Origin of the sequence: Anaerovibrio lipolyticus LB2005, assembly GCF_000621545.1 — a bacterium.
Taxonomy (GTDB): Bacteria; Bacillota; Negativicutes; order Selenomonadales; family Selenomonadaceae; genus Anaerovibrio; species Anaerovibrio lipolyticus_A.
This window is the reverse complement of record NZ_JHYA01000002.1, coordinates 178,159-194,351: the sequence shown is the minus strand read 5'-3', so window position 1 is coordinate 194,351 and position 16,193 is coordinate 178,159. Positions and strand designations below refer to the sequence as shown.

Annotated in this window: 19 protein-coding genes; all 19 read right to left on the bottom strand. The window is 44.6% G+C overall.

The genetic code is table 11. From position 1 onward, the window contains the following. Positions 1–15: 15 nt before the first annotated feature. The 19 genes from fabF to T355_RS0102580 all read right to left on the bottom strand — a co-directional run bounded on the left by fabF (position 16) and on the right by T355_RS0102580 (position 16,193). Positions 16–1,260, bottom strand: coding sequence for a beta-ketoacyl-ACP synthase II (gene fabF / locus T355_RS0102670; protein WP_027396407.1), 1,245 nt, complete (start codon positions 1,258–1,260; stop codon positions 16–18). Positions 1,261–1,277: 17 nt separating this feature from the next. Beyond that, positions 1,278–2,222 carry an NAD(P)H-dependent flavin oxidoreductase gene (locus tag T355_RS0102665; RefSeq protein WP_027396406.1) on the bottom strand — a complete coding sequence of 315 codons (945 nt, stop codon included), beginning with the start codon at positions 2,220–2,222 and terminating at the stop codon, positions 1,278–1,280. Between the two features lie 95 nt (positions 2,223–2,317). Continuing rightward, positions 2,318–2,548, bottom strand: a complete 231-nt coding sequence (locus T355_RS0102660) for an acyl carrier protein (RefSeq protein ID WP_027396405.1) — start codon at positions 2,546–2,548, stop codon at positions 2,318–2,320. Between the two features lie 42 nt (positions 2,549–2,590). Next, positions 2,591–3,334 (bottom strand): 3-oxoacyl-[acyl-carrier-protein] reductase, encoded by a 744-nt coding sequence (gene fabG, locus T355_RS0102655; protein WP_027396404.1) that lies wholly within the window; start codon positions 3,332–3,334, stop codon positions 2,591–2,593. A 1-nt stretch (position 3,335) separates the two neighbouring features. Beyond that, on the bottom strand, positions 3,336–4,277 hold the full coding sequence (fabD, locus tag T355_RS0102650) for an ACP S-malonyltransferase (RefSeq protein WP_027396403.1): 942 nt from the start codon (positions 4,275–4,277) through the stop codon (positions 3,336–3,338). 34 nt (positions 4,278–4,311) lie between these two features. After that, the gene (gene fabK, locus T355_RS0102645; RefSeq protein ID WP_027396402.1) at positions 4,312–5,259 is read right to left on the bottom strand and encodes an enoyl-[acyl-carrier-protein] reductase FabK; all 948 of its coding nucleotides are present in this window, start codon (positions 5,257–5,259) and stop codon (positions 4,312–4,314) included. A 1-nt stretch (position 5,260) separates the two neighbouring features. After that, positions 5,261–6,259 (bottom strand): beta-ketoacyl-ACP synthase III, encoded by a 999-nt coding sequence (locus T355_RS0102640; protein WP_027396401.1) that lies wholly within the window; start codon positions 6,257–6,259, stop codon positions 5,261–5,263. Next, positions 6,246–7,277, bottom strand: a complete 1,032-nt coding sequence (gene plsX / locus T355_RS0102635) for a phosphate acyltransferase PlsX (RefSeq protein WP_027396400.1) — start codon at positions 7,275–7,277, stop codon at positions 6,246–6,248. The genes T355_RS0102640 and plsX overlap by 14 nt, the downstream gene beginning before the upstream one ends. A gap of 14 nt (positions 7,278–7,291) precedes the next feature. Further along, positions 7,292–7,852, bottom strand: a complete 561-nt coding sequence (fapR, locus tag T355_RS0102630) for a transcription factor FapR (protein ID WP_027396399.1) — start codon at positions 7,850–7,852, stop codon at positions 7,292–7,294. A 329-nt stretch (positions 7,853–8,181) separates the two neighbouring features. Then, positions 8,182–8,361, bottom strand: a complete 180-nt coding sequence (gene rpmF / locus T355_RS0102625; RefSeq protein ID WP_027396398.1) for a 50S ribosomal protein L32 — start codon at positions 8,359–8,361, stop codon at positions 8,182–8,184. Between the two features lie 44 nt (positions 8,362–8,405). Then, positions 8,406–8,918, bottom strand: coding sequence for a YceD family protein (locus T355_RS0102620; RefSeq protein WP_027396397.1), 513 nt, complete (start codon positions 8,916–8,918; stop codon positions 8,406–8,408). A 72-nt stretch (positions 8,919–8,990) separates the two neighbouring features. Beyond that, complete coding sequence (locus T355_RS0102615) at positions 8,991–10,700, bottom strand: proline--tRNA ligase (protein ID WP_027396396.1); 1,710 nt, start codon at positions 10,698–10,700, stop codon at positions 8,991–8,993. 4 nt (positions 10,701–10,704) lie between these two features. Then, positions 10,705–11,769, bottom strand: a complete 1,065-nt coding sequence (gene ispG / locus T355_RS0102610) for a flavodoxin-dependent (E)-4-hydroxy-3-methylbut-2-enyl-diphosphate synthase (protein ID WP_027396395.1) — start codon at positions 11,767–11,769, stop codon at positions 10,705–10,707. 14 nt (positions 11,770–11,783) lie between these two features. Beyond that, positions 11,784–12,815 carry an RIP metalloprotease RseP gene (gene rseP / locus T355_RS0102605; protein ID WP_027396394.1) on the bottom strand — a complete coding sequence of 344 codons (1,032 nt, stop codon included), beginning with the start codon at positions 12,813–12,815 and terminating at the stop codon, positions 11,784–11,786. A gap of 14 nt (positions 12,816–12,829) precedes the next feature. Beyond that, on the bottom strand, positions 12,830–13,981 hold the full coding sequence (locus tag T355_RS0102600) for a 1-deoxy-D-xylulose-5-phosphate reductoisomerase (RefSeq protein ID WP_027396393.1): 1,152 nt from the start codon (positions 13,979–13,981) through the stop codon (positions 12,830–12,832). 97 nt (positions 13,982–14,078) lie between these two features. Further along, a complete protein-coding gene (locus tag T355_RS0102595) occupies positions 14,079–14,906 on the bottom strand; it encodes a phosphatidate cytidylyltransferase (protein ID WP_027396392.1) in 828 nt (275 codons plus the stop codon). 12 nt (positions 14,907–14,918) lie between these two features. Next, complete coding sequence (locus T355_RS0102590) at positions 14,919–15,707, bottom strand: isoprenyl transferase (protein WP_027396391.1); 789 nt, start codon at positions 15,705–15,707, stop codon at positions 14,919–14,921. 101 nt (positions 15,708–15,808) lie between these two features. Next, entirely contained in the window at positions 15,809–15,982 is a 174-nt protein-coding gene (locus T355_RS0102585; RefSeq protein ID WP_027396390.1) for a DUF362 domain-containing protein, read from the bottom strand. Next, entirely contained in the window at positions 15,966–16,193 is a 228-nt protein-coding gene (locus T355_RS0102580) for a hypothetical protein (protein ID WP_027396389.1), read from the bottom strand. Before T355_RS0102580 ends, T355_RS0102585 begins: the two co-directional genes overlap by 17 nt.

Below are 16,193 nucleotides of genomic sequence, written 5' to 3'. Positions count from 1 at the left end.
AAATCACTCAACTTCTTACTTAGAATATTTTTTTAATACAATACAAGCGTTATGTCCGCCAAAGCCAAGATTATTGGACAATGCAGCGCGAACAGTCTTTGCCTTTGCCTTGTTAGGTACATAATCGAGATCCAGGCCCTCATCTGGAGTCTCATAATTGATGGTAGGTGGAAGCATATCATTTTCTACAGACAAAGCAGTAGCAATACACTCAATTCCACCGGCAGCACCAAGAAGGTGACCAGTCATGGACTTAATGGAGCTTACGGAAACATCCTTTGCATGCTCGCCCCAAACAGCCTTAATAGCCTGAGTTTCAGTCTCATCATTTAAATGAGTGGAAGTACCATGAGCATTGATGTAATCAACCTCAGCTGCCTCCAAGCCTGCATCAGCAAGAGCCTTAGCCATGCACTTTGCAGCCACTTCACCGTTAGGAGCTGGGGAAGTGATATGATAAGCATCATTGTTGGAAGCATAGCCCACAATCTCAGCATAGATATGAGCACCACGTTTTTCAGCATGCTCAAGGGTCTCCAGTACTACAATACCAGCGCCCTCACCCATGATGAAACCGCTGCGGTTAGCATCAAATGGTCTGGAAGCATGTGCCGGATCATCATTGTGGTCACTACACAGTGCCTTCATGGAGCAGAAACCTGCTACAGCTGCCTCAGAAATACTTGCCTCAGTACCACCAGCTACCATAACATCTGCCTCGCCACGCTGAAGAACGCGGAAAGCATCACCAATGTTATTGGTACCAGTTGCACAAGCAGTTACAACACAGCTGCTTGGGCCGCGTAAACCCAAAGCGATGGAAACATGACCAGAGGCCATGTTGGCAATCATCATTGGAATAAAAAACGGACTAATCTTGCTAGGTCCCTTTTCGAACAATTTCTGATACTGCCCATGCATGGTTTCGATACCACCAATACCACTACCTACGAAGGTACCGATACGGTCGCAATCCTCAGCCTCAAGATCGAGCTTTGCATCCTCTACAGCCATCTTTGCTGCAGCAACTGCAAACTGGGCATAGCGGTCAATGCGCTTAGCCTCTTTCTTATCCATGTAATCAGCTGGATCAAAATCTTTTACCTCGCCAGCAATCTGAGACTTGTACTCAGATGCATCAAAACGAGTAATTTTATCAATTCCGTTTTTGCCTTCCAGCAGGGAATTCCAAAAAACATCCTTGCCAGTACCAACTGGGCTGATTACGCCAAGGCCGGTAATTACAACGCGATTAGACAAAATTAACACCTCACAATTCAATTAATAGCAGCAAGTTCTGCCTTAAGCTGCTGGAAAATTTCTTCTACAGTCAATATTTTATCTATAGTCGGTAAATATTCACCAGTAAACACAAGACCTGTTTCAACATCCCCCTGCTGAGCACGGCTAAGAGCTCTTATAATGCAGAAGTTATGCTTGCAAGCCTTAAGACAGTTATCACATTTAGTTGGCGGTACAGGACCATCCATGATTCTAGCAGCCCATGGATTTCTAACTGCACGGCCTGGCAAGCCTACTGGACTATGGATAACCACAACATCCTCTGGCTTTGCCTTTAAATAATATTCTTTCAAGGCTGGGGCACTGTTAGCCTCAACACTGGCAGCAAAGCGGGAGCCCATCTGGACACCACTTACGCCCATTTTTATTAAATCAGCAATATCCTGGCCATGGAGGACACCACCTGCAGCAATTACAGGAATGTCCACAGCATCAACGATATCAGGAATGATCGTCTTGATAGACTGATCAGTTCCAAGATGACCGCCTGCCTCCTTGCCTTCAACTATAATAGCTGCGGCACCAAGACGCTGAGAAATTTTCGCTAATTTTACTGATGATACAATTGGAACAACTGGAGTTCCAGATTTCTGGCCAAGGCCAAATATATCACGGGAAAAGCCTGCACCAGCAACCACAAGGTCAATACCTTCATCAATAGCAGTGTTTACGATCTCTGCAAATTTCTTTGCGGCAAACATGATATTGATACCGATAATACCCTTTGACAGTGCACGGGCCATCCTGATCTCATAACGAAGCTCATCATTGGTCATGCCAGATGCAGCAATCAGGCCGATACCGCCTTGATTTGCAACGGCTGCAGCCAGTCTGCCAGTAGATAAACGTATCGCCATGCCGCCTTGAATAATTGGCATCTTTGCAATTTTATCGCCAATTTTAAGTTCAGGAAGCTTCAAAATTACTCCTCCATTCATGGGGCGGTACTTACCTTCTTTAGAAAATCCCGCGAAGTAACTTCACGGGACTTTCTTAAAGGTAAGACGCAAAAAGCTTATTTGTTCTGGTCAATGAAAGTTACAACGTCCTGAACGGTCTTAATCTTTTCAGCTGCGCTATCTGGAATTTCGATGCCGAACTCCTCCTCAAAAGCCATGATGAGCTCAACAATATCAAGAGAATCAGCGCCTAAATCATCGATAAAAGTGGACTCGATTGCAACATCATCAGCATCTACACTTAACTGATCAACAACGATATCTCTTACTTTCTCAAAAGTAGACATGTATGGTTCACCTCCTCAAACAAGTTTCATCTATAGACTATGTTACATAACCATGCCGCCATCAACATTGATGACCTGGCCAGTAACATAAGATGCATTATCAGACACCAGGAACAGAACTGCATTGGCAACGTCCTCTGGCGCGCCAACTCTGCCCAGTGGAATACCTGCTACCATAGCCTCACGAACATTCTCTGGAAGTACGGAGGTCATGTCGGTATCTATATAGCCTGGTGCTACCATATTTACGGTAATACCACGGGAAGCAAGCTCCTTTGCCATGGTCTTGGAAAAACCAATAACACCAGCCTTGGCTGCAGAATAGTTCGCCTGACCGGCATTACCAGTAAGACCAACTACAGAAGCCATATTTACAATGCGGCCTGCCCGCTTCTTCATCATGAGCTTGGAAACGGCCTTGGTGCAGTAGAATACGCCCTTAAGGTTAGTATTAATAACTGCATCCCAATCCTCTTCCTTCATTCTCATAAGAAGACCATCACGGGTAATACCAGCATTATTTACAAGAATATCAATGCCACCGAATGTATCAACTACTTCCTTAATCATAGCATCAACGGACTCGCCGTTGGATACATCGGCCTGTACAATCATAGCCTTGCCGCCAGCTGCTTCAATAATGGACTTAACTTCTTCAGCAGCCTTTGCGTTGCCAGCATAATTAATAGCAACTGCAGCACCCTCAGATGCCAGCTTGATTGCAATGGCACGGCCTATACCACGGGAACCGCCCGTAACAAGGGCAGACTTTCCATCTAAAAGCATATTAGCGAACCTCCTTGAAATAGTCAAGCGTTTTTTCTAAGGACTCAACATCTTCAACATTAAGGCTCTTAATGGCCTTATCGATTCTACGATTGAAGCCACAGAGGGTCTTACCAGGGCCTGCCTCCAAGAGGGTATCAGCACCAAATGCCTGCATCTGGGCTACACAATCCTCCCAGAGAACTGGGCTTGCAGCCTGGGCTACCAAAGCTGTCTTAATCTCATCAGCATTGGTAAGAACATGAGCATTAACATTTGCTACTACAGGGATCTTGGCATCAGACATGGTTACCTTATCAAGCTCTACAGCCAGCTTCTCAGCTGCTGGCTTCATAAGTGTGCTGTGGAATGGAGCACTTACTGGCAAAATAACGGCCTTCTTGGCACCAGCTGCCTTCAGCTCCTCAACAGCCTTCTCTACGCCTAAGGTTGCACCAGCAATAACTGTCTGACCAGGGCAGTTCAGATTAACAGCCTGTACAGGGCTCTCAGCATTGATAGCCTCACAGATTTCAATAATCTTGTCACGATCTACGCCAATAATAGCAGCCATGCCGCCTTCACCTACTGGAACAGCCTCCTGCATGAACTCGCCACGCTTATGAACCAAAGCAACCGCATCCTGGAACTTCAGTACACCAGCGGCAACCAAAGCGGAATACTCACCTAAAGAATGACCGCCAGTAATATCAGGCTGAACACCATTTTCCTTCAGAATCTCATTGGCAATACAGCTAATGGTAAGAATTGCTGGCTGAGTATTTGCAGTCAGCTTCAAATCTTCCTCAGGACCCTCGAAGCACATCTTCATTATAGAATATCCAAGTGCCTCATCAGCCTCTTTAAAGAGCTTCTTTGCCACATCGTAGTGATCATAGAAGTCCTTACCCATACCAACCTTCTGTGCGCCCTGTCCAGGGAAAACAAAAGCAAGTTTACTCATTTTATATTCTCCATACTATTATATTATCACATTATTATTTTGAAAAAGCCACAACTCTATCTCTTGCAGCTGCAAGACCGGAAACAAGTTCTTCCATAATAACAGCAACTGGCTTAATTTCATCCAGCATGCCAGAAATCTGACCAATCATAACGGAACCATTTTCAACGTCGCCCTTATGGGTTGCAAGGTTCAGACGGCCAGCACCAAACTTCTCCAGTTCCTCCACAGGAGTCTGCTTAGCCTCAAGCTCCGCGTACTCACGGGTCATCTTATTACTGATTACTCGTACAGGATGACCAGTGGAACGTCCAGTAACAACAGTGGAACGATCCTTTGCCTTCAGCACAAGATTCTTGTAGTTTTCATGAGCAATACACTCCTCAGATACTACAAAACGGGTACCCATCTGAACGCCAGAAGCACCAAGAGCAATCGCTGCTGTAATTCCACGGGAATCACCAATACCACCAGCTGCAATAACTGGTACATCAACAGCATCTACTACCTGTGGAACCAAAGCCATAGTGGTAATATCACCGATGTGGCCACCAGACTCAGTACCCTCGGCAATAACTGCATCAACTCCAGAACGAACCAAACGCTTGGCAAGTGCAACAGATGCAACTACCGGGATAACCTTGGTACCAACCTCTTTAAGAGCTGGCAAATATTCAGCAGGGTTGCCCGCACCAGTTGTTACAACAGCTACACGCTCGTCCACAACTACCTGCATAACCTCCTTAACAAAAGGAGACATGAGCATTATATTTACACCGAATGGCTTGTCAGTCCATTTCTTAGCCTTCTGAATCTCTGCTCTCAAAATATCCGGAGGCATGTGACCTGCGCCAATAATACCAAGACCGCCTGCATTGGATACTGCGGATGCCAGCTCTGCTGTACCAATCCATGCCATGCCGCCCTGAAAAATAGGGTACTTGATATTCAATAACTTACAAATTGGATTTTCCTCAAACATGTTAATCCTCCTTAGACCATCTGATTATGCATGATGCCCAGGTCAGGCCAGCGCCAAAACCAGACAGTGCTATTATATCGCCTTTTTTAAAGCGCTTCTCAGCAGCAGCTTCGGCCAATGCTATTGGAATGCAAGCCGCTGACATATTTCCATATTTCTGAACAGTTAATATCACCTTATCCATAGGCATTGCCAATCTTTTGGCTGCGGACTGAATAATTCTGATATTAGCTTGATGAGGTACCAGCCAATCAATCTGCTCCTGTGGCATATCAATCTTTTCCAGGGAATGCTTCACAGTATTGCCCATAGCCTTAACGGCAAACTTAAAGACTTCCTTGCCATTCATGTGAATCAGATTAAGTCGCTGATCTATTGTTTCCTTGCTGACAGGTAAACGGCTGCCACTGGAAGGAATCTGAATTGCATCCCCGCCGGAGCCATCACTGCCCAGATCAAAGCTAAGAATACCATAACCATCCTCAACTTGTCCCAGGACTGCCGCACCTGCTCCATCACCGAAAAGTACACATGTGTTGCGGTCTTCCCAGTTAATATACTTGGAAAGGGTTTCCGCACCAACAACCAAAGCCTTTTTATAGGCACCAGTCTCGATAAACTGAGCTGCTACACTAAGCCCATAGGCAAAGCCGGAGCAAGCTGCTGATAAATCAAAGGCTGCTGCTTTCTTGGCACCTAAACGTGTCTGGAGCATACAAGCCGTGGACGGAATAATTCTATCGGATGTAAGAGTACATACAATAATAAGATCAAGCTCCTCCGGAGACACTCTGGCATCGGCCAAGGCCTGTTCTGCTGCCTTCATGGACAAATCAGAGGTTGCCTCATCATCAGCTGCTATACGGCGCTCCTTAATACCAGTGCGTTCCGTAATCCATTCATCACTTGTATCTACTATTTTTGATAAATCATCATTAGTTAATATTTTCTCTGGAACATAAAAGCCTGTTCCCAAGATGCCTGCATTATTTTTCTTCATCGTTGTCATTCGCCAGCATCTCCTCCTTCTCTATGCTATCCCTAATGCGGTCAACCACATTATTTTTAACATATTCGTTGGCAACGTTAATTGCACTGCAAATTGACTTTGCATTGGAAGAACCATGGCATATTATACAGCAGCCATTAACACCAAGTAAAGGTGCGCCACCATACTCTGTAACATCAAGTCGTTTTCCCAGCTTTTTTAGTGCAGGCATAACAAGCACCGCACCAAGCTTGGCGAAAATACCACCATTTTTAATGGCATCCTTAATCAAATCCAATAATGTTACTGCCAAACCCTCAGCAAATTTTAACACAATATTTCCAACAAATCCATCGCAAATTACAACATCTGCCATTCCCGTAGGAATATCGCGTCCTTCCACATTTCCGATGAAATTTATGGAGTTCATGCCCTTAAGCATTGGGTATGTAGCCTGGACTTTTTTATTTCCCTTGGTTTCCTCTTCACCAACGTTGAGAAGTCCCACCTTAGGATTATCTATACCATATACATACTGACTATAAATGGAACCCATAAGAGCCATCTCTGTAAGGTCCTTTGGTTTACTGTCAACGATTGCCCCAGAATCCAAGAGGAGAACAAGCCCATCCTTTGTAGGAAGCGGAGTAGCTATAGACGGCTTATCCACGCCCTTAATAGTACGAAGAAACAGGGTAGCTGCTGTAGTTGCAGCACCAGTACTGCCAGCTGACAGTACTCCGTCACATTCACCAGTTTTTACCAGCTTAGTTGCCACCACCAGACTGGAGTCCTTCTTTTTTCTGACAGCCTCCACAGGATGCTCTCCCATTTCAATAACCTCAGTGGTATGGTGAATAGTCAATCTATCGAGATTCTGTGCATTATTTGCCTTTATCTCAGCTTCTATTTTCTCCCGGTCGCCTACCAGGACTATTTCACAGTCATATTTTTTAACGGCCTCAATTGCCCCCATGACTATCTGCTTTGGAGCGTAATCACCGCCCATTGCATCTACTGCAAGTTTCAATTTTGAGCCTCCTATTAATTCTCAGTCAACGAAACCACAATGAATTTTGCCCGAAAAACTTCTTCCCTGTCATTTCTGGTCTTAACCCAGACAAAGAATTTATTGCTGCGCTGACGAATAATTTCCGCTTTGGCCACAAGCATCTCCCCCAGCTTAACAGGGACCTTATGCTTGATGTTAGCCACACCGGTCAACGCCATTGGTGCGTTAATTACAGCCACAGCCAATGAACTAGCTTGGGCAAAGATATAATGCCCCTTGGCAATCTGGTTCTTGGAAAACACCATATCCTCAGTAATCTTCAAAAGAGATATACCGGAACGTCCGGGCTGAAGATCTATGAGTTCACCTACAAGATCATCCTTTTCAATAGTGGTTACTTTTTCACGAGCCTCTTCTGCTACCCTGCGGATGCGCTCACGCACCTCAGGAATGCCCAGCTCCATACGGTCCAGCCTTATAGTCTGGATACTTACCTCTAAAAGTTTGGCCAATTCTTCATCAGTGAGAAAAGGTTTTTCGCTGACCTGACGCATTAAGAGTGTATGTCTTTCTTTCTTTTTTACCCGCGCCATTGTACTCACCTTTAAAACAACATAACCATCATATCACAAAAATCATTTCATTCCAAACAATACAAATTGTCAGGTTAACAAATGAATTAATCCCTAAATACATCAATCCCTTTGGTAATCTGACACTTCATAAACGGTTGAAATAACCGTGGATTACAAAAATTAGTACCAAGTCCTACTAACTGCTTATGATTATATTAATTTTCCAATGAAAAGGCAAGAAAAATATTATCAACTACTAAATGTTTGAATTGTGTGTATAATTAAAACATTTATCAAGAAAAAATTAAAAATGAGCAGGCCCTGAAGCCTGCTCATTCAGCAGTCAATTATTCAGCTGCGGAAATAACTTCCTTGCCATCATAGTAACCACACTCTGTGCAAACATGATGAGGCATCTTTGGCTCGTGGCACTGTGGGCACTCTACGAAACCAGGAACCTCTAACTTCCAGTTGGCACGACGGGAATCACGACGAGCCTTAGACATTTTACGCTTTGGTACTGCCATTTCAGGATACACCTCCTTAACGAAACATTCACTAATGAATAGAATTATTTCTTAATCAATAATTGCTGCAATGCCGCCAGTCTTGGGTCAATAACAGTACGGTCACAGCCACAATCGCCATGATTGAGGTTTGCACCACACTTAAGGCACAGACCGCGACAATCAGCGTTGCATATATTATTTAACGGCTGATCAGACAAAAGTACATCCCTAATCATAGGAGATATATCCACCTGCTCGCCATCAAAATAATTCACATCTTGGTCATCTTCAGCATAACCCTGGCCTCTTCTCTGATAGGCCTCATCAAAATCGTGAACCTGCTGCTGGGAGGACTGCTCCAAACAACGATCACAGACAAATGACTTGGTGCAGGAAATCTGGCCACTTACACGATATCCCCTGCCTGTAGCCACGAACTCACCCTTGACAACGATATCGCCATCAAAACTGTAGTTTTCGTGAACGGCATCCAGCTCCTGAGCATTGGAAACAAACTCAAAAGATACGGGGGAACCAAGGTTTTCATTGGCTTCAATTATATTAATTTTCATCATATAGATATCAACCTCATTTATTATAGCGACAGCTATATTGTTTGTCAAGAGAATTCCCTTGACAAAAAACAATTAAAGATTCTCCAGCATCTCAACAGCCTTTGCTGCAACTTCCGCCTTTGTAGCGTTTACCATTTCACCATTACGGCGAATCTTTAATTCTATGGAATCCTCCTCCACGGATTTTGGACCTACGGTGATACGCAGTGGATAACCAATCAGATCAGCATCCTTGAACTTGACGCCAGCACGATCCTTGCGGTCATCCAGAAGAACATCCACACCCTTAGCCTTCAGTTCCTCGTAAATATCCTCAGCTATCTTTAACTGATCCTCATTCTTGGCATTAATAGGAACAATTACAACCTCAAATGGAGCAATGGCTTTTGGCCAGATGATACCATTTTCGTCGTTATTCTGCTCAATGGCAGCCGCCATAGTACGGCTTACACCAATTCCGTAGCAACCCATAACCAAAGGCTTCTCCTTGCCGTTTTCATCAAGGAAGGTTGCATGCAAGGACTGAGAATACTTAGTCCCTAAGGTAAACACCTGACCAGCCTCGATACCACGGGTCATCTTTACAGGAGCACCGCAATGAGGGCAAGCATCTCCTTCCTTGATCATACGGATATCAGCCACAATGACATCCTTGAAATCGCGCTTAGGATTTACATTAATGTAATGCTTGTCCTTTTCATTTGCACCGGCACAGGCATTGAACATTTCCATAACAGTGGCATCCACCACCACTTTGGTACCTTCCTTTAAGCCAATAGGGCTCATAAAGCCTGGTACACCGCCTGCGGCAATGATGGATTCATCTGTTGCCATGTGAAGCTCAATGGAATCCTCAAAGAGATTTACAACTTTAACATCATTAACATCATGATCACCACGAACGAAGGCCAAAATAAGTTCATCCTTATCATCCTGGAAGGCAACAGCCTTAATGGTCTTGTCCAAAGGAAGATGCAGGCACTCTGCCACAAGCTCAATAGTATGGGCATCAGGAGTGGAAACCTTATCCAGCTCCTTCATGGCTTCCTCAGTCGCCTTAATTACAGTGAGCTCTGCCTTTTCATCAGAGGCGGCATAATCACATTTGGTGCAATATGCGATATTGGACTCACCAGCCTCAGCCAATACAGTGAACTCATGGGAGTGTCCACCGCCAATAGCACCGTTATCAGCCTCTACAGGGCGGAACTCCAACCCCATACGACTAAAGATGCGAGTGTAAGCATCATACATAATCTTATATGACTCATTCATGCCCTCCTCATCCTTATCAAAGGAATAAAGGTCCTTCATGATAAACTCCCGGCCACGCATCAGGCCAAAGCGAGGGCGAATCTCGTCACGGTATTTGTTCTGAATCTGATACAGCATAAGAGGAAGCTGCTTGTAGGAGCGAACCTCATCCCGAATAAGGGTAGTAACCATTTCCTCATGAGTTGGCCCAAGGCAGAACTCCCGGCCATGACGGTCAGAAACTCTGAACATTTCATCCCCATATACTGACCAGCGACCAGTCTCTTTCCAGATTTCAGAAGGCTGTACGATTGGCATGGCAATTTCCTGACCACCGGCTGCATCCATTTCTTCCCGAATAATCTGCATAATTTTCTTAAGACTTCTCCAAGCCAATGGCATGTATGTATAGAGGCCTCCAGCGGCCTTTCTTATCATACCAGCCCTAAGCATAAGCTGATGGCTCTTTACCTCTGCCTCTGCTGGTGTTTCTCTTAATGTTGGTGCATAAAGTCTTGTTGCGCGCACTATCTTAGTCCTCCTGTAAAATATTATCTATTTCTTTGAATAATTCCTCAACAAGTTCAGTTTCCTTTACCTTGCGAATTATTTCACCTTTTCTGAATACCAGGCCTTCGCCGTTACCGCCGGCGATTCCCACGTCAGCACCCTTTGCCTCTCCCGGACCGTTAACCACGCAGCCCATTACAGCCACGGAAATCGGCTTAGTAATTTCTTGCAGTCTTTTATCAACCTCGTCTGCAATACCAGCCAAATCGATGCTGGTGCGTCCACAGGTTGGACAAGAAATAAGTGTTGGACCATATTCTCTCATACCGAGGGATTTAAGGATTTCATTGGCCACCTTAACCTCCACCACTGGATCACCAGTAAGGGAAATGCGGAAGGTATCACCAATGCCCTGAGCCAGCAAAGCGCCAATACCTACGGCTGATTTTATCATGCCAGTACGGGCAGTACCAGCCTCGGTAATTCCCAGGTGTAACGGGTAATCTACAGTTTCCGACATAAGCTGATAAGCAGCTAAAGTCAATGGTACATCATGGGCTTTTAAGGAAATCTTCATATCGTAAAAATCCTGTGCCTCCAAGATGCGGACGTGTTCCATCGCTGATTCGACCAAAGCCTCCGCCGTTACACCACCGTATTTGGTCAACAGCTTTTTATCCAAGGAACCGGCATTGACTCCAATGCGAATTGGAATATTATTCCTTTTAGCTTCAGCTACAACCGCTTTAACATTGGCCTCTCCGCCAATGTTTCCAGGATTCAGCCTAAGGGCTGAAATCCCCTGATTAATTGCTTCCAAAGCCAAACGATAATCAAAATGTATATCCGCCACCAATGGCACATTTACCTTTTTAATTATATTCCCCAGATTGAGGGCTGCATCCATATCAGGCACTGCCAAGCGAACAATATCACAGCCTGCTGCCTGCAGGGCGTTAATCTGCGCCACAGTAGACTCTGTATCCGTGGTTTTTGTATTGGTCATTGACTGCACGGAAATAGGAGCCCCGCCACCAATAGCAACATTGCCAATATGAATCTGTCTTGTTTCTTTACGCTTTATCACTGAAAATCCCTCCGTTATCTGGTTACATCATTGAATGTAGCGAAAATCATAAGACTTATAAGAAGTACCACTCCCACAGTCTGGATGTAATACATTACCTGCTTGCTCATCTGCTTGCCACGTACGGCCTCAATACATAGTGTCACAAAATGACCGCCGTCAAGAGCTGGAACCGGAAGCAAATTAACGATACCAAGATTGAGGCTTAAAAATGCTGCAAAATTAAGTAATGGAATAAATCCATGCTGAGCCACCTCGCCGGCCATCTGAGCAACGCCAATAGGACCGGAGAGCTCTGCAGAAGCCCCCTCCTGAGTGAACAGCAATACAAGAGCGCCTAACATACTCTTTATAATAGTCACTGTTTTTTCCACGGAAAGACTGGCGGCTTCACCAATGGACACATTTTGAGTCACAAGAGTACCCTGAATACCGATTACAACGCGCTTTGTAGCTTCATCCTCCATAGGAATCACAGTGGTTTTTCCGATATCTTCACCACGCTGGTAGGTGACCTCATAGGGCTTGCCTGCTCCATCGCTAAGAAGAGTTGATATATCCTTCCACTCTGTTACCTGCTGTCCATTAATGGTGATAATTTTATCCCCTGCCATCAGTCCTGCTGATTCTGCAGGAGCCCCAGTCATAACTCCTCCCACAATAGGCTCTGTATTAGGAGTCTGAATACCGGCAAAAGCAAAAATCAAAAAAAACAGTACAACAGGCAGCACAAAGTTCATAAATGAGCCAGCCAAAATAACAATCATGCGGGCCCAAACAGGTCGCCTATAATATGCTCTTTCACCAGCATCATTTTCTTCCTCATCAAGGTCCATACCAGCTATTTTGTTATAGCCACCCAAAGGAATTGCCCTAATAGCGTAGAGGGTTTCCCCCTTCCTCCAGTCCAGCAGCTTCGGGCCAAAGCCAATGGCAAACTCATCAACCCGCATACCAGTCATCTTGGCGGTGATAAAATGCCCCCACTCGTGGACCAGCACAAGAAGCCCAAATACAAATACCGCAGATACTATAGTCAATAACATAATGTATACTCCCTTTATAACTTAGAAAGTTCCTGGCGGGTAATCTCACGGGCCCACTTATCAGCCTCAAGAAGCTGCTCCAAAGTAGGATTATAGACAACCTCAGCCTTATTCATGGCATTTTCGATAAGATCATAGATTTTAAGGAAACCAGACTTACCCTTTAAAAAGGCCTCCACAGCTACCTCGTTGGCTGCATTCATAACACAAGGCATGGTACCACCGGTTTTTCCAGCCTCGAAGGCCAGCTTCAAGCCACGGAAAGTATCCATATCAGGCTTTTCAAAGGTGAGCTTCCCCAACTCGTAGAAATCAACCCTTGGAAAACGGGATTCCACTCTTTCAGGATATGTCAAAGCATACTGAATAGGAAGGCGCATATCTGTGCAACCAAGCTGTGCCATTACAGTGCCGTCACGATACTGCACCATAGAATGAACAATACTCTGTGGGTGAACCACCACCTGAATCTGATCGTAAGCTACGCCATAGAGCCACTTAGCCTCAATAACTTCAAGCCCTTTATTCACCAAAGACGCAGAATCAACGGTTATTTTTTGTCCCATATTCCAGGTTGGATGGGCCAATACATCGGATTTAGTAACTTCAGTAAGCTCACTTGCCTGTTTTCCTCTAAATGGACCACCAGAAGCAGTAAGAATCAGCTTTTCCACAGCATTTCGGTCCTGACCCTGTAAACACTGGAACAGAGCGCAGTGCTCACTATCTACTGGCAAAATAGCACAGCCCATTTCCTTGGCCTTGGCCATTACCAGTTCACCGGCTACTACCAGAGTTTCCTTATTGGCAAGAGCAATATTTTTTCTGGCTTCCAAAGCTGCCATAGTAGGCTCAAGGCCTGCAAAGCCCATAAGGGAAGTAACCACTGTATCAGCCTCTTGGAAAACCGCAGCTTCAATAACAGCCTCACGGCCTCCCATTATTTTTGTTTTTCCGGAATATCTGCTTTTTAAACGCTTAGCAGCATCCTCATCAGACAACACAGCCAATTCGGGTTGAAATTCATTTATCTGCTTTTCCAAAAGCTCATCACTGCGATTAGCTACGAGGACAGACACATGAAACAACTCAGGATTATCACGGACCACATCAAGGGTCTGGGTACCGATGGAGCCGGTGGACCCTAAAACAACTAAATTCTTCATACAACATACTCCTTAAAATCCACTTAAAGAGAAATAGGCAATAAAGCATTTTTGCTTTACTGCCACTTTTTACGCCATCAATAATAATTGTGGCAACTTAACCAGCAATTCTTGCACAATACATGAAATAATAGACGAAAGGTACAGTATAGATTACACTATCAAATCTATCCCATATTCCGCCATGGCCGGGAATAATATTTCCGGAATCCTTAATGCCTGTATAACGCTTTACCACAGATTCAACCAAATCCCCCAAGGTGGCTACAATACAGATAAAAAAGCCCAACACAGCCATCACAACCACATCAAAGCCGAAAAATACGCCTAGCCCCGCCACAGACGCGGTGGTTCCAATCAGGCCGCCGATAAAGCCCTCAATGGTTTTCTTTGGACTGATTGCTTCACATAGCTTGTGCTTTCCCAGAAAACAACCAGCAAAATAAGCAAAGGTATCACTGGCCCAAGTTCCAATCAAGGCCACCCACACCAATGCACAGCCCAACTGAAAATCCCCAAGGCTGGTAGAAATATAGGCTTCCTCACCTATAAAACGAAGCATAATCAAGTGAACAAAGGACAAACCTATGTAGAAAATGCCTGCTACTGAAATCACAGCAGATAAAACATCAAATTTTCCGTGATTTAAAACAGTAAGCAGCATAATAACCAATGCTGAAAACATCACCGAACATACAAGCAATCCATTGTTTCCCAAGAAGCCCCCTGCCCACATAATGGAAATCAGCACCATTCCTGTAACCAAAGTCGGCTTGTATCCCTTTTGTTTAAAGGCATTACAATATTCATACCAAGCACCAAAGGCCAGTAACAAAACAGCACCGGCAAACACACTTCCACCAGTCTGAATAACCAGAGCAGCCAGTACTATACCAATGATTCCGGTAATTATTCTAGTAAGCATCCCTTAGTTTCCTCATTTCTTCTTATTTAAACCACCAAACCGTCGGTCCCGCTGACTGAAATCAAGCAAGGCCTTTGCCAGATCATCTTTTGTAAAATCCGGCCAGTTGGTATCCGTAAACCAAAATTCTGCGTATGCCGTTTGCCAAATCAGAAAATTACTGAGACGAATATCGCCACTGGTACGTATTACCAAATCAACTGGTGGCAAATCCTTGGTATCCAACCGTGATTCCAGCAGCTTACTGTCAATATTTTCCGGATCCAGGCTGCCATTCTTTACATCCTGGGCCAAAGACTGAACTGCCCGCACCATTTCGTCCTGCCCACCATAATTAACAGCAACATTAAATTTAACACCAGTATTATTGACAGTCCGCCTACGGGCATCATCTATCTGCTTCTGCAGTGCCGGGGATAAGCCATCCAGCCTGCCTATAAAATCAATACGGACATTTTCACTGTCCATTTCTGCAATTTCTTTTTCAAGATATTCTGAAAACAGCTTCATGAGGAAATCTACCTCTGCTGTTGGTCTTTTCCAGTTTTCTGTTGAAAAGGCATATACCGTCAAAGCCTCCAAATGAAAATCTGAAGCAGCCTTTAAGGTTCTTTTCAAGGCCTTCACGCCAGCCGTATGTCCGGCAGAACGAACCATACCCTTTCCATTGGCCCAACGGCCATTGCCATCCATAATGATAGCCACATGTCGTGGCAAACGGGTTCTATCTATATTTTCAAGCAGGGATGTATACGTATTAGAATTTTCATCTTTAGTATTGCCAAAAATCTTTTTCCACATATCTTACACCTACTCACAAACAAAGAAAATAAGCCCCTCAAATATTGCATATTGAGGGGCCTTTTGACACTTTTATCAGTCACTTACGGCTGCTATGTGTCTTATTCTGGAGCAACAATTGCACCTACAGGGCAGCCTGCTGCACAAGCACCGCACTCAACGCAAACATCTGCATTGATTTCGTACTTGCTGTCGCCCTCGGAAATTGCCTCTACAGGGCAAGTGCCTGCACAAGTACCGCAAGAAATGCAACCATCTTCAATCTTGTAAGCCATTACTAGAAACCTCCTTCAGCAGCCTAGCTGCTATCCTAATGTCTAACGTGCCATCAGAAAGCTGACGCTGTCTGATAACATAATACCCTTCAGGCTCAAGCTTAAAAAAATCCTTAGTCGGTCGGGTTACCGTTACATTATACATTATATGGGCATCATTAAGCAAGGTTTTGGCTAAATGCCAAGGTCTGCCTACAACATCAATTTCCAT

What these genes read in the sequence shown, in the direction of transcription:
- T355_RS0102660 (WP_027396405.1), bottom strand. Translation starts at nt 2,548, where the DNA reads ATGTCTACTTTTGAGAAAGTAAGAGATATCGTTGTTGATCAGTTAAGT.
- fabG (WP_027396404.1), bottom strand. Translation starts at nt 3,334, where the DNA reads ATGCTTTTAGATGGAAAGTCTGCCCTTGTTACGGGCGGTTCCCGTGGT.
- fabD (WP_027396403.1), bottom strand. Translation starts at nt 4,277, where the DNA reads ATGAGTAAACTTGCTTTTGTTTTCCCTGGACAGGGCGCACAGAAGGTT.
- fabK (WP_027396402.1), bottom strand. Translation starts at nt 5,259, where the DNA reads ATGTTTGAGGAAAATCCAATTTGTAAGTTATTGAATATCAAGTACCCT.
- T355_RS0102640 (WP_027396401.1), bottom strand. Translation starts at nt 6,259, where the DNA reads ATGAAGAAAAATAATGCAGGCATCTTGGGAACAGGCTTTTATGTTCCA.
- fapR (WP_027396399.1), bottom strand. Translation starts at nt 7,852, where the DNA reads ATGGCGCGGGTAAAAAAGAAAGAAAGACATACACTCTTAATGCGTCAG.
- rpmF (WP_027396398.1), bottom strand. Translation starts at nt 8,361, where the DNA reads ATGGCAGTACCAAAGCGTAAAATGTCTAAGGCTCGTCGTGATTCCCGT.
- T355_RS0102620 (WP_027396397.1), bottom strand. Translation starts at nt 8,918, where the DNA reads ATGATGAAAATTAATATAATTGAAGCCAATGAAAACCTTGGTTCCCCC.
- rseP (WP_027396394.1), bottom strand. Translation starts at nt 12,815, where the DNA reads ATGTTATTGACTATAGTATCTGCGGTATTTGTATTTGGGCTTCTTGTG.
- T355_RS0102600 (WP_027396393.1), bottom strand. Translation starts at nt 13,981, where the DNA reads ATGAAGAATTTAGTTGTTTTAGGGTCCACCGGCTCCATCGGTACCCAG.
- T355_RS0102595 (WP_027396392.1), bottom strand. Translation starts at nt 14,906, where the DNA reads ATGCTTACTAGAATAATTACCGGAATCATTGGTATAGTACTGGCTGCT.
- T355_RS0102590 (WP_027396391.1), bottom strand. Translation starts at nt 15,707, where the DNA reads ATGTGGAAAAAGATTTTTGGCAATACTAAAGATGAAAATTCTAATACG.
- T355_RS0102585 (WP_027396390.1), bottom strand. Translation starts at nt 15,982, where the DNA reads ATGGCTTACAAGATTGAAGATGGTTGCATTTCTTGCGGTACTTGTGCA.
- T355_RS0102580 (WP_027396389.1), bottom strand. Translation starts at nt 16,193, where the DNA reads ATGGAAATTGATGTTGTAGGCAGACCTTGGCATTTAGCCAAAACCTTG.